Source organism: Dechloromonas denitrificans, from assembly GCF_020510665.1.
GTDB lineage: Bacteria > Pseudomonadota > Gammaproteobacteria > Burkholderiales > Rhodocyclaceae > Azonexus > Azonexus denitrificans_B.
In genome coordinates, this window is the sequence record NZ_CP075187.1 from 835,630 (window position 1) to 858,996 (window position 23,367).

Genomic DNA, 23,367 nt, shown 5'->3' on the forward strand with positions numbered 1-23,367 from the left:
AGTTCCCCCAACTTCTGATTGGTTTTGGGATACGTTTTTACCGAGTGAAACCCCGCCATTGATTCCTTAAGTGCTGCACAGCAGGTAAGCGGTGTGTTTCCGTCTTGTTCTGGAAAGGTGGTTTAGGTTAGTAATGGCCGAACAGCTATTCTTTCCCATTCCCAAAGTTCACGTTACCCAACCTCAATCCGAAAAACTCGCCGCCCGTCGTTCGCGTTGGGCGAGCATGGCTTCGTTGAGGTCGCCCGAGAGCAGCATGGCGGCATTCCAGCTGGCGACGTGGTTGAGGCCGTCGGCTACGCTGTGTTCGCGGCTGTAGTTCATGACTTCCTTGAGGCCGCGGGTGGCCAGGGGGGATTTGGCGGCAATCGTCGCGGCCAGGGTGCGGACGCCTGCGGTCAACGCTTCCGGTGAGGCAAAAACGCGGTTAACCAGGCCGAGGCGTTCGGCTTCTGTGGCATCGACATTGCTCCCGGTGTAAGCCAGTTCACGGGCCATGCCGTCGCCGATCAGGCGCGGCAGGCGCTGCAGTGTGCCGACGTCGGCAACCATGCCGAGGTCGATTTCCTTGATTGAAAAAATGGCTTCCGGTGAGGCGTAGCGCATGTCGCAACAGGTGACCAGATCGAGCGCGCCGCCGACGCAGGCGCCCTGGATCGCGGCGAGTACCGGTTTGCGGCAGCGTTCGAGGCTGCTCAGGCAATCCTGCAGATCGAGAATCAAGCGGCGCAGGGCTTCGCGGCTGCGTGCGCCGTCCGGGTGGGCGATGCGTTGCTGGATGCTGCCGAGCATGCTCAGGTCGATGCCGGCGCAGAAGTTGCGGCCTTCGCCGGCAAGGATGGCGACACGCGCTGCCGGCGTGGCGTCTACCCAGTCGAAGGCGAGGCGGATTTCCTGCCACATCGCATCGTTCATCGCGTTCGATTTGTCCGGCCGGTTGAGGCGGATTTCGGCAATGCCCTGATCGAGGCTGAGGGCGATAGTGGTCAGTGTGGGTTGTTGCATGAGCTGTCTCCGTGTTTTTGTGCGGAGAAGCTTAACCGAAGCGGCGGCGCCCGGTGAAGTGGGGCGCCGCAATCGGTCTGGTCAATCGCTAAAGCTGGCCAGGACCAGATCGGCAGCCTGTTCGCGCAGCGGGATCAGGGCCTGGTATGCCGCCGACTGATACCAGCCATCGACCGAAGCCTGGTCGGGAAAGCGGATGACGACGGTATCGGTGTGGGCATGTTCGCCGGCCAGTACCTTCACGGTCAGGCCGCGAAAGACCAGTTCGGCCCCCCACGGGGCGATGGTTGCCGGCACCTGGGCGCGGTATTGCGCCCATTTGTCGGCATCCTTGACCGTGATGTGGCCGATGACGCAGGCGCTCATGCGGCGTTCTTGCCTTTTTGCCACAGCACATCGCCCCGGCCGCCGGCCCGGTTGAGGACGCGGCCGAGTACGAAGAGCAGGTCGGAGAGTCGATTGACGTAGCGGCGGGCGGCTTCGGAAAGCGCCTCGGCATTGTTCAGGCGCACCATTGAGCGCTCGGTGCGCCGGCAGATGGTGCGGCAGAGGTGGGCGATGGCCGCCGGGCGGGTGCCGCCGGGCAGGATGAATTCCTTGAGCATCGGCAGGTCGGCGTTGAAGTCTTCGACCAGTTCCTCAAGCCGGGCGACCTGGGCGTCCTTCATCACGCTCATGCCGGGCAGGCATAGTTCGCCGCCAAGGTCGAACAGATCGTGCTGGATGTCGAGCAGGGCGGTGCGCACTTTTTCCGGCAACTCTTCGCAGAGCAGCAGGCCGAGGCTGGAGTTGAGTTCATCGACTTCGCCGATGGTGTCGATGCGCAGGCTGTCCTTGGTCGTCCGGCTACCGTCGCCGAGCCCGGTGGTGCCGGCGTCGCCGGTGCGGGTGACGATCTTCGAGAGGCGGTTGCCCTTGCGTTCGCTGCTTGTTTCTTGTTCGCTGTTCCCGGTGTTGCTCACTGGTTTCTCCTCGTTGTTGTGCGCCGAATTATACTGGCGGGCCCGGATACTGACTGTCATCGCCATGCCAAAGTTCGCTGCCAATCTGAGTTTTCTGTTTGCCGATGTTGCTTTTCCGGAGCGCTTCCAGCGAGCTGCCGCGGCCGGCTTCAAAGGCGTTGAATATCTCTTTCCCTACGATTATCCGGCGCATGATGTGGCCGACTGGCTGAAGGCGGCCGATCTCGAACAGGTCCTGTTCAACCTCTCGCCCGGCGACTGGGCGGCCGGCGAGCGTGGCCTGGCCTGCCTGCCGCATCGTCAGGGCGAATTTGCCGAATCGGTCGAGCAGGCGATCAACTACGCGATGGTGCTCGATTGCGAGCGCCTGCACTGCATGGCTGGCCTGCGCCCGGCCGGGCATGACGAGGCCGAGCTGGAGGAAACCTTCATCGCTAATCTGCGCTACGCCGCCGACCGTTGCGCCACGGTCGGCGTGACGCTGATGATTGAGCCGATCAACAGCCGCATCGACATGCCGGGCTACTGGCTGGACGACGTGGCCAAGGGATTTCGCCTGCTGGACGCGGTCGACCGCAGCAACGTCAAACTTCAGTACGACATCTATCACGCCCAGATCATCGCCGGCGATCTGGCCCGGACGCTGGAGGCCAATCTACACCGCATCGGCCATATCCAGATTGCCGATAACCCCGGCCGGCACGAACCGGGTAGCGGCGAGATCAACTATCCCTTCCTGTTCGAATTGCTTGATCGCCTCGGCTACGACGGCTGGGTCGGCTGCGAATACAAGCCGAAAACCACCACCGAGGCCGGCCTTGGCTGGATGTCGGCATGACGCCGCGCGAGATTTTGCGCCGCTTGTTCGACGCGGCCATTGCCGCCGCCGATCCGGCTATCTGTGTGCCGCCGCATTTGCCACTGGACGACGGTGGCCGGCTGATCGTGATCGGAGCCGGCAAGGCATCGGCGGCGATGGCGCGGGCGGTCGAGCAGCATTGGTCCGGGCCGCTCGATGGCCTGGTCATCACGCGCTATGGCCATGGTGTGCCTTGTGAGCGCATCGAGATCGTCGAAGCCGCCCATCCGGTCCCCGATGCCGCCGGCGAGCGGGCGGCGGCGCGCATTCTCGACAAGTTGCGCGGCCTGAATGAAAACGACCGCGTGCTGGCGCTGATTTCCGGCGGCGGATCGGCCTTGCTTGCCGCCCCGGCCGAAGGCATTACGCTGGCCGAGAAGCGGGCACTCACCTCGGTGCTACTCAAGTCGGGGGCGAGCATTGGCGAGATCAACTGCGTGCGTAAACACTTGTCTGCCAGCAAGGGCGGACGACTGGCGCTGGCCGCCTGGCCGGCACAACTATTGACGCTGGCCATTTCGGATGTGCCGGGCGACGTTCCGGCGGTCATCGCTTCCGGCCCGACGGTGGGTGATCCGAGCACTGCGCTCGATGCCCTGCGCGTACTCGACGCTTACGCCATTGACGTGTCTGAGCGGCTGCGCCAGCGCCTTGAAACGGGCGATCTGGAAACGCCCAAACCGGGTGATCCGCGTCTGGCGCGCAGCACCTTCCGGCTGATCGCCAGCCCACGGCAAATGTTGCAGGCCGCGGCCGATGCGGCGCAGCAAATGGGCATCACCCCGTTGATTCTCGGCGATGCGCTGGAGGGTGAGTCGCGTGAAGTTGGCAAGGTGCTGGCCGGTATGGCGCGTTGCTGCGGTCAACACGATATTCCGGCCAAAAAGCCCTGCGTTCTGCTGTCTGGCGGCGAAACCACGGTGACGCTCAAGGGCGAAGGTCGGGGCGGGCGCAATACTGAATTCCTGCTCGGTCTGGCGCAGGCCCTCGATGCCGTGCCGGGTATTCATGCGCTGGCTGCCGACACTGATGGCATCGACGGCAGCGAAGACAATGCCGGTGCTTTTGTCGATCCATCGACGCTGCATCGGGCGCGTGGGTTGGGGCTCGATATCCGCCAGCATCTCGCGGTCAACGACGCCTGGGGCTATTTTTCCGGGCTGGACGATTTGCTGGTCACCGGACCAACGCGAACCAACGTCAATGACTTTCGTGCCATCCTCGTCGGATTAGAATAAGGCTGACCATGACGCTTTCCGATTCCGTCTTCACGACCGACCGCGCGGCGCTGGCAACGCGCCTGAAAATGATCCTGCCGGCGCATTGCCTGCTGACCGATGAGGAGGATTTGCGGCCTTACGAATGCGATGGCCTGACCGCCTATCGCGAACTGCCGATGGCGGTTTGTCTGCCGGAGAGCGAGGTGCAGGTCATCGACGTGCTGCGCACCTGCCACCAGTTGGGCGTGCCGGTGGTGGCGCGCGGGGCCGGCACCGGCTTGTCCGGCGGGGCGATGCCGCATGCCCAGGGCGTCGTCTTGTCGATGGCCCGATTCAACAAGATTTTGCAGGTCGACCGCAGCGCCCGGACAGCGGTCGTGCAACCCGGCGTGCGCAACCTCGCCGTGTCGGAAGCGGCCGCGCCGTTCGGGCTGTATTACGCGCCCGATCCGTCGTCGCAGATTGCCTGCACGCTGGGCGGCAACGTGGCCGAAAACTCAGGCGGCGTGCATTGCCTGAAGTACGGCCTGACCGTGCATAACGTCCTGCGCGTCCGGGTGGTCAGCATCGAGGGCGAGGTGTTCGAGATTGGTTCGGCCGCGCCGGATGCGCCCGGCTACGATCTGCTGGCGCTGGTCATCGGCTCCGAGGGTATGCTCGGCGTGGTCACCGAAGTGACCGTCAAGCTGGTGCCCAAGCCGGAACTGGCCCAGGTCGTCATGGCCTCGTTCGACGATGTGGCGCGGGCCGGCGATGCCGTTGCGGCGATCATCGCGGCCGGGATCATTCCGGCTGGTCTGGAAATGATGGACAAACCGGCGACGGCCGCCGTCGAGCCTTACGTCAAGGCCGGCTACGACCTCGATGCAGCGGCCATTCTGTTGTGCGAATCGGACGGCACGCCGGAGGAGGTTGCCGAGGAGATTTCGCGCGTGACGGCGGTGTTGACCGCGGCAGGGGCGCGCGACATTCGTGTGTCGCAATCGGAGGCCGAGCGCCTGCGTTTCTGGGCCGGGCGCAAGGCCGCCTTTCCGGCGGTCGGGCGAATCACGCCGGATTATTACTGCATGGATGGCACCATTCCGCGCAAACGGCTGGCCGAGATGCTGGCGGCGATTGCGGCGATGGAAAGCAAATACCAGTTGCGTTGCGCCAATGTCTTTCATGCCGGTGACGGCAATCTGCACCCGCTGATCATGTACGACGCGGCCAAGCCCGGCGAATGGGCGCGGGCCGAAGCCTTCGGGGCCGAAATTCTCGAACTCTCGGTCGCACTCGGCGGCTCGATTACCGGCGAACACGGTGTCGGCATCGAAAAAATCAACCAGATGTGCGTCCAATACAGTGCGCCGGCGCTCGACGCCTTCCGTCGGATCAAGGCGGCGTTCGACGACAAGGGGCTGCTCAATCCCGGCAAGGCCATCCCCAGCCTGCATCGTTGTGCCGAATACGGGCGCATGCACGTGCATCGCGGCGATCTCAAATTTCCCGAACTGGAGCGTTTCTGATGCAGCTTGACGATCTGATTGAGCGCATCAAGGCGGCATGTCAGGCGCATGCGCCGCTGCGCATTCGCGGTGCCGGCAGCAAGGATTTCTACGGCGGTATGCTGGCCGGTGAACTCTTCGATGTCGCTGCCTACGCCGGCATTCTGGCTTACGAGCCGACCGAGCTGTACATCACGGCACGCTGCGGCACACCGCTCGCCGAGATCGAGGCCGAGCTGGCCGGTAGAGGACAGATGCTGGCCTTTGAGCCGCCCCATTTCGGCGCGGCGACGCTCGGCGGTTGCATCGCTGCCGGCCTGTCCGGGCCGCGCCGGATGACCTCCGGTGGCGTGCGTGATTTCGTACTTGGCGCAAAACTGATCGACGGCACCGGGCAGGTGCTCGATTTCGGTGGTCAGGTGATGAAAAACGTCGCCGGCTACGATGTGTCGCGACTCCTTGCCGGCAGTTTGGGAACGCTGGGCCTGATCGCCGAAGCGACGCTCAAGGTGCTGCCCCGGCCGGTTGCCGAACAGACGCTGTGTTTTGACTTCGATGCGGCCGAAAGCATTGCCAAGCTGAATGAATGGGGTGGTCGTCCGCTGCCGATTTCGGCTTCCTTCTGGTTTGCCGACTGCCTGTACCTGCGTCTTTCCGGTGCGCAGGCGGCGGTCGATGCGGCGATCCGCGCGTTGGCCCAGGCCGGCGGTAAGCCGATTGCTGCGGTCGACGCCGCAAAACACTGGATTTCGGTGCGCGAACAGACGCATCCGGCGTTTGCTGCAGCAACGCTATGGCGTTGTGCCTTGCCGAGTACCGCACCGTTATCGTCCGATGACAGCTTGCAGGCAATCGAGTGGGGTGGCGCCTTGCGCTGGTATGCCGACGCGCCGGATGGTTTGCGCAGCGAAGCGGCAGCATCCGGTGGCCATGCCGTGCTGTACCGTGCGGCCGAATCGAAACGCTGTCTCGACGGGGCGTTCGCGCCACTTTCGCCGGCCTTGCTGGCGCTGCACCGGCGGCTGAAAAAGTCTTTCGATCCGAAAGGCATCCTCAATCCCGGTCGCCTTTACGCGGAGTTCTGATGGATACCCAGCTCGCCGATTTCATCCGTGATGCCCGCGCCGGGCAGCAAGCCGAGGCGATTTTGCGCAAATGCGTGCATTGCGGGTTTTGCACCGCGACCTGTCCGACCTATCAATTGCTCGGAGATGAACTGGACGGGCCGCGGGGGCGCATCTATCTGATCAAGCAATTGCTGGAGGGCAAGGCGGTTACTGAAAAGACGCGGACGCACCTCGACCGTTGCCTGACCTGCCGTTCCTGCGAAACGACCTGTCCGTCAGGCGTCGAATACAGCCGTTTGCTCAACATCGGGCGCCAGATCGTCGAGCAGCGCCTGCCTCGCCCGCTGCGCGAAGCGGTGCCACGCAAGCTGTTGCGGGAAATCCTGCCACGTCCTGCCGTGTTTGGCGCACTGGTCAAGGTTGGGCGAACCCTGCGTCCGCTATTGCCGAACGCGCTGGCCGACAAACTGCCGCCCGAGTCTGCCGGCAAGACCGGTGCATGGCCGGTCGCCGCTCACGAGCGCCGCATGCTGGTGCTCGCCGGTTGCGCCCAGCCGGCGCTGGCCCCCAATATCAACCGGGCAACCGCACGCGTTCTGGACCGTCTGGGGATCAGCCTGCTTGAGGAAGAAAAAGCAGGATGTTGCGGCGCCGTACGTTTTCATCTGAATGACCAGTCTGCCGCGCTGGACGACATGCGCCGCAATATCGACGCCTGGTGGCCGCACGTCGAGGCAGGGGTCGAAGCGATTGTCGTCACGGCCTCGGGGTGTGGCGTCCAGGTTCGCGACTATGCCCATTTGCTGGCCGACGATCCGGTTTATGCGGCCAAGGCTGAGCGGGTCAGCGCCTTGTCGCGCGATCCGTCGGAAATACTGGTGGCCGAACGTGACACTTTGTTTCATCTTTTACGCCAGTCGGCTGTGCCGCAAGGTAAACTGGCGTTTCACTCGCCTTGTACCCTGCAGCATGGTTTGAAGATCAAGGGCGTGATTGAAGAATTGCTGTGCGTTGCTGGTTTTGAGCTGACGCCAGTGGCCGATGCGCATTTGTGCTGCGGTTCGGCCGGAACGTATTCCCTGCTGCAGCCTGAATTGTCGCAAAAGCTGCGCAACAACAAGCTGGTGGCGCTCAATGCCGGTTCGCCTCGGCAGGTTGCGACCGCCAATATTGGTTGTCTCTGTCATTTGCAGGCTGGAAGCCTGTTGGCTGTCAGGCACTGGATCGAATTGATTGATGAGGTTTTGAATGAGCCGGGCTTCGGTATTTGAAGTAACCAAGTCACTGGGTGAAGTCGATGGGGCGCGAATCAAGCGGCTGCTGGAAGGTGGCGTCAAAATACCGCCCCAGCCCCGGGTCGTCGAAGAGTTGCGCAAATACATGACGCGCAAGGAATTCGACGTGCGTGCGCTGGCCCGGGTGATCAATCAGGATCCCGGCGTAACGGCGATGCTTTTCAAGGTGGTTGGCAACGCGGCTTATCATCAGCATCAGCCCTTCGAGTCGGTTGAAGATATTCTCCATGCCGTTGGCGTGCGCCAGACCTTCAACCTGGTCCAGGCGATTGCGCTGACCGGGATGGGCGACATCAAGAAAAACCGCTTGGCCTACGAAGCGTTCTGGTCGCGTTCGCAAGTGGTCGCCCAACTGGCGATGCTGATCGCCGATGAACGGATTGCCGTCTGCAACATCTTCCCGGACCAGGCCTACATGGCCGGTATTTTTCACGATTGCGGCGTGCTCCTGCTGATGCAGCGTTTCCCGACCTATTGTGCCGAGATGAAGCTCGATCAGCCGGGTTGCTGGACCTGCATGGTCGAGGAAGACCGCAAGTTCAATGCCGATCACTGCGTTGTCGGCTATCTCGTCGCCCGCCACTGGCATTTGCCGGAATTCATCTGCGATGCCATTCGTTACCACCATGCGATCAACGAACTCGACATGCATGCCTCGCGCACCATGGTGGCGATTCTTCAGTTGGCGATCGATATCTACTATCGCGATCAGCGTGTACCGCATCCCGAATGGGAGCTGGTGCAGGATGAAGTGATGGCTGAGCTGGGGCTGGATAGCGATGCGTTGCTCGAATTTGTCGATATCATCATCGAGCGGTTTCATGGCGATGCACATTGACCGATGCAGGGCGTGCCCTGGTAACCCCCGTATTGTGTCGACTGCCCTGGAGGTGATGTGCCGATAGCCATTGACGCCTGCGCCGCCCAGCATCAGGCCGACCGCAAGGAACAGCAGGACCGCGTCGCCATTCTTTCCCACCCGCGCAAACGAGGGGTCGTGCTCGCCCTTGTGGCCGATGGCATGGGCGGTTATGCCGGTGGCTCGCTGGCGGCTGAGCAGGTGCTGCACACCGCCAAAAGTAGTCTGGAACATTTTTCTCCAGCCGAAGAGGCGCCGGAAAAAATGCTTGAGGCGGCAATGCTTGAAGCGCATACGATGATTCGCGCCTCGCGCTTCATCAATGAAAAAGAGCCACACAGTACGGCCGTGATGCTGCTGCTCCAGCCGGGTCGGCTGACCTGGGGGCATTGCGGCGATAGTCGCTTGTACCGTTTCCATGGCAAGGATCTGGTCAGTCGTACGGTCGACCACTCCTACGTCGAACATTTGGTCAATATCGGCCGGATTTCACCGGAAGAGGCGCTGACCCACCCCAATCGCAATGTCTTGATGACCTCGCTCGGCGGTGTCGACGAGCCGCGCATCGATTTTTCCAACAGCATCGAGGTCGTCGCCGGCGACTCTTTCGTGCTTTGTTCGGATGGCCTGTGGGCTTATTTCGGCGAGGTCGAGATGGGTCTGCTGGTCGCTGGCAATTCTGCCCGCAAAGCCTGTGAAATCATGATCGACGAAGCCCGGCGACGGGCGCGTGGTGCGGGTGATAACGTTTCGCTGGCGGTGATCAAGATTGTCGACGTACCTGCGCCGCGTCCATCGCCTTCGTCATTCATGAAATAGTTTTCGGCCGGCAGTTGTGAAAATGGCACCTTGCGGTGCCATTTCAGACTGCTGACGAACCCCCGATTTTTCGGGGGGTTTGTTTTTCTGGTTGGAAATCAGGGAGACTCCTGGCTTCAAGCCGAAGCGAGGCGGATTCTGAAATTCAGGTTAGGAACCCCGATCTGCCAAAGATGGCGGGCGAATGGGGCGGCAAAACGGGTTCGTGCGAGGATTTTGGCCAATAAGGCTGCCGCCTTGCGGGCCAGCAACAGGGCCATCTTCTTCATGTTCTGACAGGCCGCCGAGAGCAGGCACTGCGCTTGCACCTTGGCCAAGCCACGGAAACGGGCGTAACGGTGGCCGTGCAACTCCTTGGCATCGGCAAAACTGCGCTCCACCGTTTCCTTGCGCCGGGCGTACAGCCGTTTGCCCAGGTCGCTCAGGCGATTGGCGTTGATCGCTTCCTTGAAACCTTCCCAGAGATGTCGGGTCACGAGCTTCTGATGGTTCCGGCTCTGCGTGCATTGCCCGCGCACGCCGCAATCGGCACACCGCGCCGGGTTCGAGGCGTATTCGCGATAACCCAGCCGGTTGGTCGTCCGGTACGGTAGAACCTCCCCGGCCGGGCAGCGGTAGCAGTCCTGGACCGCATCGTAGAGATAGTCCCGTTTGTAGAAATAGCCATCGCGGTGTGTGGGTCGCTTGTAGCCCATCACCCCGAACAGTGCCCGCTCGAGGAGGCCCTTGCAGACTTGCGGGGTGAAATACCCGGCATCCAGCCCGACGGCGCCCACGGCCAGATCAAAGCGCTCCATGACCCGATCCAGGCGGGCAAGGTAGGGCTGGCTGTCATGGACATTGCCCGGCGTGACATGGGTATCGACGATCAAAGCATGCACGCCATCGACAGTCCGGTGATCCAGATAGAAGAAGCCGGTCGGCTTGTTGTCGCGGGCCATGAAACCTGCGTCGGGATCGACCGTGCTGACCTTGACCTCCTTCATCGGCGGTGTCGAATCATCGTCATCACGCTTGAGCGACTTCTTGCCCGCGGCGGCTCGGTCCGTTTCGATGGCTGCATCCAGTTCGGCCAGGTAGGCCGCAGGGGTTTGCTCGACCTGATGCACTTCAAAGTGCCGCTTGTTCGCGTTCGCCTTCAGGTGGGTACTGTCGGTGTACAGCACCCGCCCGCCAATCAGCTTGTGCTCAATGGCTTGCTCGACAATCCCGTCAAAGATGCGTTGCTCAATGTCCGTCCCGACAAAGCGGCGACGGCGATTCTGCGACAGCGTCGAGGCATCCGGCACTTTGTCCGTCAGTCGAAAGCCGAGAAACCAGCGGTAAGCCACATTGACCTCTATTTCCTTCACCAGCCGTCGCTCGGAGCGAATCCCGAACAAGTAGCCAATGAACAACATCTTGAACAACACCACCGGATCAATCGCTGGTCGGCCATTGTTCTCGCAATACAGGTGCTGGGTCGCTTCACGAATGAAATCAAACCGGATGTGCTGGTCGAGCAGCCGGAGCCAGTGGTCTTTCGGGACCAATTGCTCCAACGTCACCATCTCCAGTTCCGTTTGGGCAGGGTAGGCAGGTTTGAGCATGCCTGCATTATAAAAAATAAAGCCCCCAATCGCTTGGAGGCTTTGTCAGCGGTCTGAAATGGCACCTTGCGGTGCCATTTTTTCGTCTTACTTGCGTCCGAGGCCGCCGAGTAGGGCGGCAACGACTCGACGCGGCTTATGCGGGTCGGGTTTGGCCGGGGCCTGCGCCGAGTCTGGTACTTCGCCGCGGGGCGAGATTTCCTCGTACGGCTTGCTGAAGTCGAAACCGTCGGATGCAATCATCGGGTTGCGGCGGGCCGGGCGGCGTTCGCTGCGTTCGGCTCGCTCGTAACGTTCGCTACGCTCCGGCTTGTGGGCCAGCGGGGCCTTGCTCGGTGCAGCCGACGGGCGTTTTTTCTTGTTGCCCGGCGGGTATTCGTATTCTGCTTCTGGTTCAAAGCCAACGACTTCAACCTGTTCGATCGGGCGCTTGATCAGCTTCTCGATATCGACCAGGTAACCGACTTCGTGGGCGCTGACCAGCGAGATGGCATTGCCGCTCTTGCCGGCACGGCCGGTCCGGCCGATGCGGTGTACGTAGTCTTCCGGCGTGTGCGGCAGTTCGTAGTTGATCACATAGGGCAGGTCATCGACATCGAGGCCGCGCGCCGCGACGTCGGTCGCGATCAGGGCGTGCGTCTGGCCGGCCTTGAAGGCGTCGAGTGCCTTGATCCGGTCGAGCTGGCTCTTGTCGCCGTGAATCGCATCGGCCTGGATGCCGGCGCGTTGCAGTTCGCGGGTCAGTCGTGAGCAGCCCTGCTTGGTGCGCATGAACACGATGCACTGGCGGATTTCACCGGATTTCAGCAGCTTGGTCAGCAGGCCGCGCTTGCCGTATTCCGAAACCGGGTGCACGCGGTGCGTGATGGTGTCGGAAACCTGGTTGCGGCGGGCCACTTCGATCAGTACCGGCGAGCGCAGCATGCTGTCGGCCAGTTTCTTGATTTCTTCCGAGAAGGTGGCCGAGAACAGCAGGCTCTGGCGCTGCTGCGGCAGCATGTTGAGAATGCGCGTTACATCGGGCACAAAACCCATGTCGAGCATACGGTCGGCTTCGTCGAGCACCAGCGCCTGAACCGAACTGAAGCTGACACTTTTGTTTTCAACGTGGTCGAGCAGTCGACCGGGGGTGGCGACCAGGATTTCGACGCCTTTTTTCAGTTCGGCGATCTGCGGCTTGATATCGACACCGCCGAAGGCGCACATCGAGCGCAGGTGGGTGTGCTTGCTGTAGGCCTTGACCGACTCGAAGACTTGCAGCGCCAGTTCGCGGGTTGGCGCGAGGATCAGGGCGCGTACCGGGTGCTTGGCTGGCGATGGGCTGCTTGACGCGAAGGGCAGGATGCGCTGCAGGATGGGCAGCGTGAAGGCGGCCGTCTTGCCGGTGCCGGTCTGGGCGCCGCCCATGATGTCCTGGCCGCGGATGACCAGCGGGATGGCCTGGGCCTGGATTGGCGTAGGTTTGGTATAGCCTTCGTCGAGTACGGCGCGCAGCAGTTCGGGCGCGAGGCCAAGATCGGCGAAGGTGATTTCGGGGGCGGCTTCGGCAGCCGGGGTGCTGGCAAGGTCGCCAGCTAACGTATTGATTTCAGACATGGGGCCGTATTATACGCCTAGCCGGGGCCGAGTACCCGGATGTGTCCAGTGTGCATTTTGGGGGCGTCTCCCGGCTGTCTGGGGGCCTCAGTCGGGGTTGCCGCTCAATTGCCCGCCAATTCAGCTATCCAGGCAATTGCTTGCCGGCATTTTGGCGCCAGGGATAGCGTTGACCGCGACCCTCCGGCGGGGGGAATCGCGATCACAGGTCGGCGATCAGTTCTTCCAGCCGCTGTCGATTAATTGGTTTGACCAGGATGTTGTCGAAGCCATAGGCCAGGAAACGCTCTCGTTCTTCCGGAAAAGCATGAGCCGTGTAGGCAATGATGTGCAGTGGGCGGTCACCCTGCATGGCACGCAGGCGCGTGCAGGTTTCTTCGCCGGAAATGCCCGGCATGCTGATGTCGAGCAGAACCAGGCTGAAATTGTTTTGTCCGGCAAGTATCAGTGCGGTTTCGCCATTGTCTGCCTCTAGCGGACTCCAGCCCAGTTTCTTGAGCAGGGTGGTGGCGAGCAGTCGGTTGGTCGGGTGGTCATCGACGACCAGTGCGTTGCGATCAGCCATGGATTGGCTCCAGGGGAAAGTGCAGGGTAAAGGTTGAACCGGTGCCGACGGTTGAGTCGAGTGTAACCCGTCCACCCATGTGCTCGACGAGTTGCTTGACGATGGCCAGGCCCAATCCGGTGCCGCCGTGTTCCCGGGTCAAAAAGGTTTCGAGTTGCTTGAATTTTGCGAAAATGACTTCGCGACTTTCCGGCGGAATGCCGGGGCCGGTGTCGGTGATGGCGAAGGTGATTTCGTGCTCGTCACGGTTGACGGAAAGTGTGATGCTGCCGTGTTCGGTGAATTTGATGGCGTTGTTCAACAGGTTGTTGAGCAACTGACGCAGGCGGGTTGGGTCGGTGCGCAGCGATTCCGGCAGGTTGTCGGCCAGTTGCATCCCCAGTTTCAGCCCCTTGGCGGCAGCCGGGTTGTGGTGCACCGCGACGCAGTCGCTGACGAACGTTGCCAGCGAGGTATTGGTCCAGTTGAAGGTCATTTCGCCGGATTCGATCTTGGCCAGGTCGAGGATGTCGCCGACCAGCGTCAGAAGGTGTTCTCCGCTCTGGTGAATGATGTTGGCGTACTCCTGCTGATCAGGGTCGTCGAGTTCCGATTTGAGCAGCTCGGCAAAACCCAGGATGCCATTCAGCGGGGTGCGCAGTTCGTGCGATACCGTGGCCAGGAACGCGGATTTGAGGCGGCTGGCCTCTTCGGCCTTTTCCTTCGCTTCTTCCAGGCGCAGGAAGGATTCTTCGACCGAGTCGGCCATGTTGTTGAATGAACGTGCCAGTTCGCCCATTTCATCGGCTGAGCGTGCCTCCAGGCGATGCTTGAGATCGCCGCTCTGGAAGGCGTGGATGCCGGTGATCATGCCGGTGATGCGTCGTGTCAGCAGGTTGGCCATCCAGATGGCAATGGCAATGACGAGGATGGTCATCAGCAGGGTCGACCCCCACAGGCCGATTGCGGTCGAGGTCAGGCTGGACTTGATGCCGTCGAGCATCTCGCCTTGCTGGCTTTTGAAGCTGGCATCCTTTTCGGCGACCAGCGCATTGATCTTGCCAGCGGTTTCGGTCGCCGCCTTGTGGAAGTCGTCGACATTCGCACCAATCGTGACAAAGCCGAATCCTTGCGGTGTCTTGCCATACTGGCCGGTGTAGTAGGGGATCGCAGCGGCTGTAGTCAGTTTCCACAGGCCTGAGAAGAAAATGACGAAAGAGCCCGAACCGCCGTGTTCCGTGACGGCATTCCAGCCATCACATTGCGGTGAGAAGTTGAGGTAGCGACAATCCAGTCCGACGGTTCCCGCCTTGACCAGTTCCTTGGCCGGTTTGCGCTTCAGGTTCTGGTCGCGGAAAGGCGGTACGTCGGCCAGAAACTCATCGGAGGGTTTGCCACTGGCTTGCCATTCTTCGTAGAGTTGCTGATCCATCCAGGGCGTTGCCGGACGACCGGTCTCGGCGTCGTAGCCGACAATCATGTAATCCCGCGGATGCGAAATCGAGCGACTCTTGTAGTCCCAAATAAAGGCGTAATTGCCCTTGATGGCATCGGCGATCGGCGTGTAGCGCTCTTCGGTCGGCATCAGGCGGTCTGAGAACTGGCGAATGTGATCGTGATCGAGAGCCAGCGTGACGTAGCCGCTGATCTGCCCGTTTCTGACGACCGGCATGGCCCAGCGGACAATGCCCCGGAAACGCTTGCCAGCCGGGTTTTCAGTGCCGGCGTAGGCCGATTCCTCCGGCGTGAACGGCTTGCCGGCTTTTTCCAGTGCTGCAGGAAGGTAAGGGCCGATGGCCTGGGTCGGGACGTAGGCGCCGATGACATCCGAGACGTAGATTTCACCCGGCTTGAGTTTTTTCAGTTCGGCAAAGTAGTTTTCTGCCTTGACGAAGGTGTTCTTGCGGTCGACAACGTTTTTCAGCTGTTTTTCAGTCAGATTGCCGCGCGTTACCTTGATTTTTTCCTGGCCGTTGAGATCGACGAAGGTCATTTCAACAAAAATCGGCCGGTTTTCCTGCTCGCCAAAGTATTCCGGTGCGCGGGTGTGAAAATCCTTGGCATTGTCCGGCAGGATGGGCCGTGTCACCTTGGCTTCGCAGACGACCGGTTTTTCCGGCACCCATGATTTGCCATCTGCGGCAAGTATCCATTTGGCGTGCTGGAAGAGGGGGCGGTTGCGATCGGCCAGGAAGCGGCGGAAGGCCCCTTCTGACGGTTCCATGCCGGCGGCGATCTGGATGTCACGGTCACGGTCGTAGAGGAAATCGGCAATTTCCTTGGCCGCATCGGTCGTCAGGGCTTCGATTGCCTCGCGCGAACGCAGGTCCAGTGCGCGAATCGAGTCGTCGGTGACCGTCTGGCCAACGGCCTTGATGCTCGACAGCATCGCGTCGGCCATGCTGCCGGCTTTGATCGAGACGTCGGCGCCCAATTGCTGGGCGGCATGCCAGGCGAACCAGGCAAGCAAAATCAGGGGTACAACCTTGATCAGGACGAAAATCGCGATCAGTTTGCCGCGAATGCCAATCAAAAAGGCGGGTAGCTTCACAATCACTCCTCCACGGGCTACCGCAACGCTGCCGCGCCCTAGTGTTTGCTGGCGCCTTTCTCGGCGCTCTTTTCTGGTTCCTTGGCCGTCTCGGGCGAATCCGCCTCTTCGCTGGCCGGCGCTTTTTTCTTCTTTTTGGCTGCGCCGGGCGGATCTGCCGGCGGCAGTTGCGGCGCGATGGTTTCTATCTTGTTCTCGCGCATATATTCGTCCATCTCGCGCCAGCCACCGTACACACTGGCTTTGGGCAGCCAACTGTAGATTGAATAGCAATCCTCGATGGCTCGGCCGGAATGCCGGCAGGCGCTGCCGACAGCCTTGCCTTCGGCTTCTTTTTTGGCCGGATCTTCCAATCCCAGTTTCTGATTGACCTGATCGCAGCCGGCAAGAGCCAGAAGTAGCGTGGTGGCGAGAAAAATGCGCTTGATCATGGGCAGATTCTCGCACATTGTCAGCGGATTTGGCCAACCGCCGACCGTGGTGCCGACGTTATAATTATCCCTTTATGCTTACTGGAGTTTTCATGTCGCGTCCTCTTCGTCCCCTGGTCGCCGCAGCCTGCGTCGTAATGGCATTTTCGGCACAGGCGGCCAAGCCGGCAAAACAGGCAGCCAAGCCTGCTGCCGCTGCCCCCGCTGCGCCTTCCGAACTGGCTCTGGCCCATAACCTTGGTCCGGCGGGTGAGGAGCGCTTGCAGGTCGTGGTCGATCGTTTCAACAAGGAGACAGGGTCTGCACTGAAGTTGATTCGTCATGAGCATGGGCAAAAGCCGGCCAGCCTGAATCTCATTCGTCGCTACGATCTGGCCGAGGTGCTGGCCTATCCCAAGAATTTCGTGCCGCTCTACGACATGATGGCGAAAGCCGGGCAGCCGCTGAATGTTGGTGAACTTTCCGGTGATCTGAAGGCTGGAGTGGTCGATGCCAAGGGGCGTCTGGTGGCCTTGCCGCTGGCCTATTCGACGCCGGTCCTGTTCTTCAACAAGAATGCCATGCGCAAGGCCAAGCTCGACCCCGAGCAGCCGCCGAAGACCTGGTTTGAAATGCAGGGCATGCTCGACAAGCTGCAGGATGCCGGTTACGCCTGTCCTTACACGACCTCATGGCCGGTCTGGGTGCATATCGATAATGTCAGCTCGGTTTCCGGTGTGCCGGCGATGAACGAAAAGGGCCTGCTCACTTTCAACGGCCTGCCTCAGGTCAAGCACGTTGCAATGATGGCGACCTGGGCCAAGGCCGGTTATTTCCGGACTTTCGGCCGGCGCGATGAAGCCAGCGCCAAGTTCCAGGATGGCGAGTGCGCGATGATCACCACCGACTCCCGCGAAGTGACCGATTTCCGCGATGCCAAGGGTGTCGAGCTGGGGGTTGCCCCGATGCCTTTCCACGATGATGTGTACGGCGGCCGCCAGCACACACTGGCAGACGGTGCGTCGCTCTGGGCCGGGGCTGGTTATACGCCGGCACAGTACAAGCAGGCAGCCAAGTTTGTTGCCTATCTGCTGTCGCCTGAAATGCAGGTCGACTTGGTCCGTTCCTACGGTCAACTGCCGCTGACGGCTGCTTCTCGGGCTGCCGCTCGCAGCAAGCTGCTCAAGGATGACGACCAGTCGCTGCAGGTGGCGTATGGTTCCCTGAACGGCAAGGGCGCCCAGCCGAGTGTTCGTGTGGCCAATATCGATCCGGTCCGTATTATCACCAACGAAGAGTTGGAAGCAGTCTGGTCTGACAAGAAGCCGGCCAAGGCGGCACTCGATACCGCCGTGAGCCGTGGTAATGCGGTGCTCGGCGCCAAGCCGGGCCTGAAGAAGGCCCAGCCCTTCTGATGCATGATTCGCTGCCGCGCTGGTTTGCCCATCGCGGTGGCGGCTCGCTGGCGCCGGAAAATACGCTGGCCGGGATTCATCTTGCGGCCAGCCTGGGGTTTCGGGCCGTGGAGTTTGATGTCATGTTGAGTCGGGATGGCACGCCCATCCTGATTCACGATGAAACCCTTGAACGGACGACCAACGGTGTCGGCCAGGTGTGTGAAAGCACTGACGCGCAGCTTTTTTCACTGAATGCCGGCGACGGGGAGCGCATCCCCCGGTTTTCGGAGGCCGCCGCCCTGTGCCGACAATACGGTTTGCTGGCCAACGTTGAAATCAAGCCGGCATCCGGCCATGAAATCCGGACGGCGGAGCTTGTCGCTGCGCTGACGGCGGAGTACTGGCATGGGGCCGATGTTCCGCCTTTGCTTTCTTCCTTTTCGCTGGATGCGCTGGCCGTGGCCCGCGATGTTGCACCGCAGATCAGGCGTGGTGTGCTCTATGAATCCGTGCCTGCCGGGTGGCTTGAAGATATCCGGCGTTTGCAGGCATTTTCGCTGCACTGCGATGCCGCGCAATTGACCGATGAAACCCTGGTCGGTTGTCGACAGCTGGGCATCCCGGTGCTGTGTTACACGGTCAACGTGCCGGAAACGGCAGAAATGCTTTTCCGGCGAGGCGTCAGTGCCTTGTTTACCGATCGGCTTGATTGGTTTTCACCCGAAACAACTGCTTACAAAAGCTTGCAATCAGGCGGCTGATTTTCTCCGGCGTTTGTTTTCTAATGCAACTCAGGGAAAACGCCCGATCTTCTGGAGGAGCCAGTCATGAAAAATTTCAAGAGTATTGCTGTTCTCTGCGCCTTGCTGCCTGTCGCCGCCTGGGCACAAACCGCTACGCCTCGCGTCGACCAGCGTGAGGCGCGTCAGGAAGCCCGTATTCAGCAAGGTGCCGCTTCCGGCAGCCTGACGCCCCGCGAGACGGCTCGTCTTGAGCGTGGTCAGCAACGGGTCGAAAACATGGAGGCGCGCGCCAAGTCGGATGGTGTCGTGACGCGTCAGGAGCGTCGGCATCTTGAGCATACCCAGAATGTGCAGAATCGTCACATTGCCGCCGAGAAGCACGACCGGCAGCATGACTATAACCATGATGGGCGCAAGGACCGGCCGTATCGTTCCCGCTGATTTGCCGCAGGCATGCACGAAGAACCCGCCCCCCGGCGGGTTTTTCTTTTAAAATCGACGGTTTCGAATTCAATGCCATTTAGGGCCGACAGCTTATGAAAAGCGCCGAAATCCGCCAGCAGTTCCTCGACTTCTTCGCCTCCAAGGGGCATCAGATCGTGGCCTCCAGTTCGCTCGTGCCACACGAGGACCCAACCCTGTTGTTTACCAACGCCGGGATGAATCAGTTCAAGGACGTTTTCCTCGGTTTCGACAAGCGTCCCTACAGCCGCGCAACGACCTCGCAAAAATGCGTGCGCGCCGGCGGCAAGCATAACGACCTCGAAAATGTCGGCTACACCGCGCGTCACCATACTTTTTTCGAAATGCTTGGCAATTTCTCGTTTGGCGATTACTTCAAGCGCGACGCAATTACCTACGCCTGGGAGTTGCTGACCGAAGTCTACAAGTTGCCCAAGGACAAGCTGACCATCACCGTCTATGCCGAGGATGACGAAGCCTACGATATCTGGACCAAGGAAGTCGGCGTGCCGGCCGAGCGCGTCATTCGCATCGGTGACAACAAGGGCGCCCGTTATGCCTCCGACAACTTCTGGATGATGGGCGACACCGGTCCCTGCGGCCCGTGCACCGAAATCTTCTACGATCACGGCGAAAAGCACTGGGGCGGCCCCCCGGGATCGCCTGAAGAAGACGGCGACCGTTTCATTGAAATCTGGAACAACGTCTTCATGCAGTTCAACCGCGACGAAGCCGGCGTGATGCATCCGCTGCCCAAGCCCTCGGTGGACACCGGCATGGGGCTGGAGCGTATCTCGGCCGTGTTGCAGGGCGTGCACGCCAACTACGAAATTGACCTGTTCCAGAGCCTGATCAAGGCTGCTGCGCGCGAAACCAGCGATGCTGACATCAACAGCCCGTCGCTCAAGGTATTGGCCGACCATATTCGCGCCTGTTCCTTCCTGCTGGCCGATGGCGTCATTCCGGGTAACGAAGGCCGCGGCTACGTGCTGCGCCGAATCATCCGCCGCGCCATCCGTCACGGCTACAAGCTGGGCGCCCGTGCGGCCTTCTTCCACAAAATGGTGCCGGATCTGGTCGCCGAAATGGGCGGCGCCTATTCCGAACTGGTTCAGAATCAGGCGCGAGTGACTGCCACGTTGAAGCAGGAAGAAGAGCGTTTCTTCGCCACTATCGAACATGGCATGGCGATTGTCGAAAGTGAACTGGCTGCCCTCAAGGCTGCCGGCAACAAGGTTTTCAACGGCGATACCGCCTTCAAGCTGCACGATACCTACGGCTTCCCGCTCGATTTGACGCAGGACATCTGCCGTGAGCAGGAAATCACCGTCGACGCAGCGGCCTTCGATGCCGCCATGGCGCGTCAGAAGGAACAGGCGCGTGCCGCCGGCAAGTTCAAGATGGCGGCCAATCTCGAATACGATGGTCCGGCCAGCACTTTCCACGGTTACGATGGTCTTGAAGCGCAGGGCAAGATCCTGGCGCTGTACAAGGACGGTGTCGCGGTCAACGAGCTGCACGAGGGCGATTTGGGTGTGGCCGTACTCGACAACACGCCTTTCTACGCCGAGTCCGGCGGCCAGGTCGGCGATCGCGGCGAGTTCAAGGCCGCAGCCGGCATTTTTGCCATTGAGGATACGCTGAAGATTCAGGCCACCGTTTTTGGTCACCACGGCGTCGTCAAGACCGGTTCGCTGGTCGTCGGTCAGTCCGTCACGGCACGGGTCGATGCACCGTCGCGAGCCGCCACGGCACGCAATCACTCGGTGACGCACCTGATGCACAAGGCGTTGCGCGAAGTGCTGGGTCAGCATGTCCAGCAAAAGGGTTCGCAAGTCGATCCGGACAAGACTCGTTTCGACTTTGCCCACACTGCCGCGATGAGTGCTGAGGAAATCCGCGAGGTCGAGGAAATCGTCAATCACGAAATCCTGGCCAATGCCGCAACCGATTCCCGCGTGATGGGCATCGAGGATGCCCAGAAGTCGGGTGCCATGATGCTGTTCGGCGAAAAATACGGTGATGAAGTGCGCGTTGTCGGTATCGGTTCGTCGAAAGAGCTGTGCGGCGGGACGCACGTCAGCCGGACCGGCGACATCGGCCTGTTCAAGATTCTGGCCGAATCCGGCGTCGCCGCCGGTGTGCGTCGCGTCGAAGCGGTAACCGGCCATAACGCGCTGCGCTACGTCCAGCAGCAGGAACGTCAGGTGCTGGGTGTTTCCGCCCTGCTCAAGACGCAGCCGGAAGAGGTTGCCGAGCGTGTCGTCGGTATTCTCGACAATGTCCGTAATCTCGAAAAGGAACTGGCCCGTCTCAAATCCAAGCTGGCCTCTTCCCAAGGCGATGATCTGCTCAATCAGGCGGTCGACATCAAGGGTGCCAAAGTGCTGGCGGTAACCCTGGAAGGTGCCGATCTCAATTCGCTGCGCGAAACGATGGATAAGCTGAAGGACAAGCTCAAGTCGGCGGCCATCGTGCTGGCTTCGGTCGCCGATGGCAAGGTTACGCTGATTGCCGGCGTGACGGCTGATCTGACCGGCAAGGTCAAGGCCGGTGAACTGGTCAATCTGGTTGCCCAGCAGGTCGGCGGCAAGGGCGGCGGTCGTCCTGACATGGCGCAGGCGGGCGGTACGCAGCCGGAAAATCTGCCGGCTGCGCTGGCCTCTGTCGCGGCCTGGGTCGACGGCAAGCTGTAATTCTTTTTTAGTCACCGGATGGGCCGCTCCCGGCTCGTTCGGCGGGAAACAAAAATGCCACCGGATCGGTGGCATTTTTTTAATATCGGGCGAGGCTGGGGCTTAGCGAGGCAGGTAGCCGGCCGGGGGGGTGCCTGTCGTTTCACGGATGACTTCACCGTCGATGACCCGGCCGGTCTCGAAACCGGTGGGGCTGTCTTGTGCGGGTTGTTCGCGCATCTGCTTGCGAATGGCGCGGGTTTTCCACCACAGCCAGCCCCACAGGGCGACTCCGCCAACGGCGACAACCGCCAGGGCAACGAGTGAGAACATGAAGGCCAGCGTCAGGAAGGCGATGCCGAGGATCAGCGAAATCAGCTTGCCGGCCAGGCTTTTGGGCGCTTGCTGGAGGTAGATGTGCTGTTGGGAAAAGGCGGGGGACTCTTCGTGGCTCATGGCAGATTTTGGCGCAGCTGATTAGTGTCAAGACCCCTATTTTGCAGGGGGATTCAACCTTGAGCCAGCACTGTCGTGTAGCGTTTGGTGACTATCTGTATCACCCATGGCTTGCGCTCAATTCGATGGTGTTTCCTGGCCGATGCTGTTGGCCCATTGCAAGGCTTGCGTCTGGGCGCGGTTGAGGGCTTTGGGGCCAAGGCCGGGCAGTCGCGAAAGGCTCTCGGCGAGTTGCGCCAGTTCGCCACTTTCGCTGTTTTCTGCCAGTCTCAGCATTTGACCGAGCGGGCCGCTGCCATCGCACAAGGCATCGCGTACCGTGCCGGAAAGGCCGAGTGGAGTAACGATTTCATTGATCGGCAGGCCAACCAGTGCCGGCATCAGCGACATGATGCCAGCCATGAATGCCTGGTCGGCCAGCGCCGCATCGCCTGGACTCAATTCGGCGGCCAGCAGTTCCATCAGGCGGCCGCGTGTTGCGGCCATGAGCAGCAATGGATTGACGCTTCCGCTCTGGCTGCCAGAGGCAAAAACCAGCAGTTGCAGCCAGCGTTGTAACTGGCGGCGGCCGAGTACGGTGATGGCGTGGCGCAGCGAAGTGATTTTCTCGGTACTGCCAGCACCGACGGAATTGGTCATGCGCAGCAGGTTGACCGTGAGACCCGGTTCCGGCTTCAGGGCTGTTTCAAGTTCGCTGCTATCGGCATCGCTGAGCAGCAGGCCCATCAGCTTCATCAGCGACAACTGGGAATGATCCAGTTTCTTGCCGGCGATGATCGTCGGTTTGGCAAAGTAATAGCCTTGGAACAGCGTGAAGCCAAGTTTGAGGCATTGCTCCATCTGTTCGCGCGAATCGACTTTTTCGGCCAGCAGTTGTTTGCCGAGCGGCTTCAGCTTCATGACCAGTTGCATCAACTGGACGCGGGACAGCGGCTGGATGTCGACCTTGACGATTTCGACCAGGGCCAGCAGGTCGGCAAATTCAGGTTCGAGCTGGATCACGTCATCCAGGGCCAGCGTGAAGCCGGCCGCCTTGAGTGCGGCACAGCGTTCGACGACGGCGGCGCTGGGCGGCACGGTTTCGAGAATTTCGAGTACGACGGCGTGGCGCGGCAACAGTTCAAGCATGTCGCTGAACAGGAAGGCTTCATCGACATTGATGAAGCCGCGGCAATTACCCAGCGCCGCTTCGACGCCGAGTTCGCTGAAGGCGTTGGCGATCACCGTGGCGGTGGCCTGGACGCCATCCGTTACTTCGGCGCTGTTGCGCGTACCGTTGCGGAAAAGCAGTTCGTAAGCGACGAGCCGCTGCTCGCGGTCGAGAATGGGTTGCCGGCCGAGAAATAACTGATCAGCAGCGGTGTCGCTCAC

General features: G+C 60.9%; 21 protein-coding genes. 11 read left to right on the forward strand and 10 right to left on the reverse strand.

Annotated features, from left to right (window positions below; genetic code table 11):
• Positions 1-183: 183 nt before the first annotated feature.
• The 3 genes from KI614_RS03875 to KI614_RS03885 form a co-directional block, all read right to left on the reverse strand.
• Positions 184-1,005 carry a crotonase/enoyl-CoA hydratase family protein gene (locus KI614_RS03875; RefSeq protein ID WP_226408020.1) on the reverse strand — a complete coding sequence of 274 codons (822 nt, stop codon included), beginning with the start codon at positions 1,003-1,005 and terminating at the stop codon, positions 184-186.
• A gap of 81 nt (positions 1,006-1,086) precedes the next feature.
• The gene (locus tag KI614_RS03880) at positions 1,087-1,371 is read right to left on the reverse strand and encodes a DUF1330 domain-containing protein (RefSeq protein ID WP_226408022.1); all 285 of its coding nucleotides are present in this window, start codon (positions 1,369-1,371) and stop codon (positions 1,087-1,089) included.
• Entirely contained in the window at positions 1,368-1,967 is a 600-nt protein-coding gene (locus KI614_RS03885; RefSeq protein WP_226408024.1) for a cob(I)yrinic acid a,c-diamide adenosyltransferase, read from the reverse strand. The genes KI614_RS03880 and KI614_RS03885 overlap by 4 nt, the downstream gene beginning before the upstream one ends.
• Before the next feature lie 64 nt (positions 1,968-2,031).
• Between KI614_RS03885 and hyi the strand changes: the two genes are divergently transcribed.
• From hyi to KI614_RS03920, 7 genes are read left to right on the forward strand one after another with little or no spacing between them, the layout of a single operon-like run.
• Positions 2,032-2,805 carry a hydroxypyruvate isomerase gene (gene hyi / locus KI614_RS03890; RefSeq protein ID WP_226408026.1) on the forward strand — a complete coding sequence of 258 codons (774 nt, stop codon included), beginning with the start codon at positions 2,032-2,034 and terminating at the stop codon, positions 2,803-2,805.
• Positions 2,802-4,064 (forward strand): glycerate kinase, encoded by a 1,263-nt coding sequence (locus tag KI614_RS03895; protein ID WP_226408028.1) that lies wholly within the window; start codon positions 2,802-2,804, stop codon positions 4,062-4,064. Before hyi ends, KI614_RS03895 begins: the two co-directional genes overlap by 4 nt.
• A gap of 8 nt (positions 4,065-4,072) precedes the next feature.
• Positions 4,073-5,554 (forward strand): FAD-linked oxidase C-terminal domain-containing protein, encoded by a 1,482-nt coding sequence (locus tag KI614_RS03900; RefSeq protein WP_413464171.1) that lies wholly within the window; start codon positions 4,073-4,075, stop codon positions 5,552-5,554.
• On the forward strand, positions 5,554-6,618 hold the full coding sequence (glcE, locus tag KI614_RS03905) for a glycolate oxidase subunit GlcE (RefSeq protein ID WP_226408030.1): 1,065 nt from the start codon (positions 5,554-5,556) through the stop codon (positions 6,616-6,618). The genes KI614_RS03900 and glcE overlap by 1 nt, the downstream gene beginning before the upstream one ends.
• Positions 6,618-7,871 carry a glycolate oxidase subunit GlcF gene (glcF, locus tag KI614_RS03910; RefSeq protein ID WP_226408032.1) on the forward strand — a complete coding sequence of 418 codons (1,254 nt, stop codon included), beginning with the start codon at positions 6,618-6,620 and terminating at the stop codon, positions 7,869-7,871. Before glcE ends, glcF begins: the two co-directional genes overlap by 1 nt.
• Positions 7,849-8,733 (forward strand): HDOD domain-containing protein, encoded by an 885-nt coding sequence (locus KI614_RS03915; RefSeq protein WP_226408034.1) that lies wholly within the window; start codon positions 7,849-7,851, stop codon positions 8,731-8,733. Before glcF ends, KI614_RS03915 begins: the two co-directional genes overlap by 23 nt.
• Positions 8,734-8,790: 57 nt before the next feature.
• Positions 8,791-9,573, forward strand: a complete 783-nt coding sequence (locus tag KI614_RS03920; protein WP_226408036.1) for a PP2C family protein-serine/threonine phosphatase — start codon at positions 8,791-8,793, stop codon at positions 9,571-9,573.
• 116 nt (positions 9,574-9,689) lie between these two features.
• Here the strand turns inward: KI614_RS03920 and KI614_RS03925 are convergent, their stop codons facing one another.
• From KI614_RS03925 to KI614_RS03945, 5 genes are all read right to left on the reverse strand, one after another.
• Positions 9,690-11,162, reverse strand: a complete 1,473-nt coding sequence (locus KI614_RS03925; RefSeq protein ID WP_226408037.1) for an IS1182 family transposase — start codon at positions 11,160-11,162, stop codon at positions 9,690-9,692.
• Between the two features lie 87 nt (positions 11,163-11,249).
• Complete coding sequence (locus KI614_RS03930; RefSeq protein WP_226409227.1) at positions 11,250-12,692, reverse strand: DEAD/DEAH box helicase; 1,443 nt, start codon at positions 12,690-12,692, stop codon at positions 11,250-11,252.
• A gap of 268 nt (positions 12,693-12,960) precedes the next feature.
• Positions 12,961-13,323 (reverse strand): response regulator, encoded by a 363-nt coding sequence (locus tag KI614_RS03935; RefSeq protein ID WP_203468788.1) that lies wholly within the window; start codon positions 13,321-13,323, stop codon positions 12,961-12,963.
• A complete protein-coding gene (locus tag KI614_RS03940) occupies positions 13,316-15,853 on the reverse strand; it encodes a sensor histidine kinase (RefSeq protein WP_226408038.1) in 2,538 nt (845 codons plus the stop codon). Before KI614_RS03940 ends, KI614_RS03935 begins: the two co-directional genes overlap by 8 nt.
• Before the next feature lie 38 nt (positions 15,854-15,891).
• Positions 15,892-16,284 carry a hypothetical protein gene (locus KI614_RS03945; protein ID WP_226408039.1) on the reverse strand — a complete coding sequence of 131 codons (393 nt, stop codon included), beginning with the start codon at positions 16,282-16,284 and terminating at the stop codon, positions 15,892-15,894.
• A 92-nt stretch (positions 16,285-16,376) separates the two neighbouring features.
• On the opposite strand from KI614_RS03945, the gene KI614_RS03950 reads away from it, so the two are divergent.
• The 4 genes from KI614_RS03950 to alaS all read left to right on the forward strand — a co-directional run bounded on the left by KI614_RS03950 (position 16,377) and on the right by alaS (position 21,561).
• Positions 16,377-17,678 (forward strand): extracellular solute-binding protein, encoded by a 1,302-nt coding sequence (locus tag KI614_RS03950; protein WP_226408040.1) that lies wholly within the window; start codon positions 16,377-16,379, stop codon positions 17,676-17,678.
• Positions 17,678-18,421 (forward strand): glycerophosphodiester phosphodiesterase, encoded by a 744-nt coding sequence (gene ugpQ / locus KI614_RS03955; RefSeq protein ID WP_226408041.1) that lies wholly within the window; start codon positions 17,678-17,680, stop codon positions 18,419-18,421. Before KI614_RS03950 ends, ugpQ begins: the two co-directional genes overlap by 1 nt.
• 66 nt (positions 18,422-18,487) lie before the next feature.
• Positions 18,488-18,844, forward strand: a complete 357-nt coding sequence (locus KI614_RS03960) for a hypothetical protein (protein ID WP_226408042.1) — start codon at positions 18,488-18,490, stop codon at positions 18,842-18,844.
• 95 nt (positions 18,845-18,939) lie between these two features.
• Positions 18,940-21,561 carry an alanine--tRNA ligase gene (gene alaS / locus KI614_RS03965; protein ID WP_226408043.1) on the forward strand — a complete coding sequence of 874 codons (2,622 nt, stop codon included), beginning with the start codon at positions 18,940-18,942 and terminating at the stop codon, positions 21,559-21,561.
• Positions 21,562-21,663: 102 nt separating this feature from the next.
• On the opposite strand, the gene KI614_RS03970 is transcribed toward alaS, so the two are convergent.
• Both KI614_RS03970 and KI614_RS03975 read right to left on the reverse strand, forming a co-directional pair.
• Entirely contained in the window at positions 21,664-21,996 is a 333-nt protein-coding gene (locus KI614_RS03970) for a hypothetical protein (RefSeq protein ID WP_226408044.1), read from the reverse strand.
• 117 nt (positions 21,997-22,113) lie between these two features.
• Positions 22,114-23,367 (reverse strand): EAL and HDOD domain-containing protein, encoded by a 1,254-nt coding sequence (locus KI614_RS03975; protein ID WP_226408045.1) that lies wholly within the window; start codon positions 23,365-23,367, stop codon positions 22,114-22,116.

Excerpts from the sequence above, each read along its gene's own strand:
- KI614_RS03900 (WP_413464171.1), top strand. The coding sequence starts at position 4,073 with ATGACGCTTTCCGATTCCGTCTTCACGACCGACCGCGCGGCGCTGGCA.
- glcF (WP_226408032.1), top strand. The coding sequence starts at position 6,618 with ATGGATACCCAGCTCGCCGATTTCATCCGTGATGCCCGCGCCGGGCAG.
- KI614_RS03875 (WP_226408020.1), bottom strand. The coding sequence starts at position 1,005 with ATGCAACAACCCACACTGACCACTATCGCCCTCAGCCTCGATCAGGGC.
- ugpQ (WP_226408041.1), top strand. The coding sequence starts at position 17,678 with ATGCATGATTCGCTGCCGCGCTGGTTTGCCCATCGCGGTGGCGGCTCG.
- KI614_RS03950 (WP_226408040.1), top strand. The coding sequence starts at position 16,377 with ATGTCGCGTCCTCTTCGTCCCCTGGTCGCCGCAGCCTGCGTCGTAATG.
- glcE (WP_226408030.1), top strand. The coding sequence starts at position 5,554 with ATGCAGCTTGACGATCTGATTGAGCGCATCAAGGCGGCATGTCAGGCG.
- KI614_RS03960 (WP_226408042.1), top strand. The coding sequence starts at position 18,488 with ATGAAAAATTTCAAGAGTATTGCTGTTCTCTGCGCCTTGCTGCCTGTC.
- alaS (WP_226408043.1), top strand. The coding sequence starts at position 18,940 with ATGAAAAGCGCCGAAATCCGCCAGCAGTTCCTCGACTTCTTCGCCTCC.
- KI614_RS03915 (WP_226408034.1), top strand. The coding sequence starts at position 7,849 with ATGAGCCGGGCTTCGGTATTTGAAGTAACCAAGTCACTGGGTGAAGTC.
- KI614_RS03945 (WP_226408039.1), bottom strand. The coding sequence starts at position 16,284 with ATGATCAAGCGCATTTTTCTCGCCACCACGCTACTTCTGGCTCTTGCC.
- KI614_RS03970 (WP_226408044.1), bottom strand. The coding sequence starts at position 21,996 with ATGAGCCACGAAGAGTCCCCCGCCTTTTCCCAACAGCACATCTACCTC.
- hyi (WP_226408026.1), top strand. The coding sequence starts at position 2,032 with ATGCCAAAGTTCGCTGCCAATCTGAGTTTTCTGTTTGCCGATGTTGCT.
- KI614_RS03925 (WP_226408037.1), bottom strand. The coding sequence starts at position 11,162 with ATGCTCAAACCTGCCTACCCTGCCCAAACGGAACTGGAGATGGTGACG.
- KI614_RS03880 (WP_226408022.1), bottom strand. The coding sequence starts at position 1,371 with ATGAGCGCCTGCGTCATCGGCCACATCACGGTCAAGGATGCCGACAAA.
- KI614_RS03935 (WP_203468788.1), bottom strand. The coding sequence starts at position 13,323 with ATGGCTGATCGCAACGCACTGGTCGTCGATGACCACCCGACCAACCGA.
- KI614_RS03895 (WP_226408028.1), top strand. The coding sequence starts at position 2,802 with ATGACGCCGCGCGAGATTTTGCGCCGCTTGTTCGACGCGGCCATTGCC.